The following is a 262-nucleotide window of genomic DNA, read 5'->3' on the forward strand; positions in this document are numbered from 1 at the left end:
CGGCCCTTGTCTGCTCACACGAAGAAATTACTTCACGCGGCTGACGTATTCCGCAGAGCGGGTGTCAACTTTGAGCACTTCACCGATCTGAATGAACAGCGGCACACGAACCACAGCACCGGTAGACAGAGTCGCAGGTTTACCGCCTGTACCCTGGGTATCGCCTTTCAGGCCCGGATCCGTCTCAACCACTTCCAGTTCCACAAAGTTAGGTGGCGTGACGGCAATCGGGTTGCCGTTCCACAGTGTCAGTGTACAGGTG

At 56.1% G+C, this 262-nt stretch carries 1 pseudogene; it reads right to left on the minus strand.

What is annotated here, in order from left to right:
• Positions 1-27: 27 nt before the first annotated feature.
• A pseudogene (locus R0J87_RS21680) lies at positions 28-262 on the minus strand (elongation factor P); the annotation flags it as partial.

It is taken from the genome of Halomonas sp. SIMBA_159 (assembly GCF_046536035.1).
Classification (GTDB): Bacteria; Pseudomonadota; Gammaproteobacteria; order Pseudomonadales; family Halomonadaceae; genus Vreelandella; species Vreelandella venusta_A.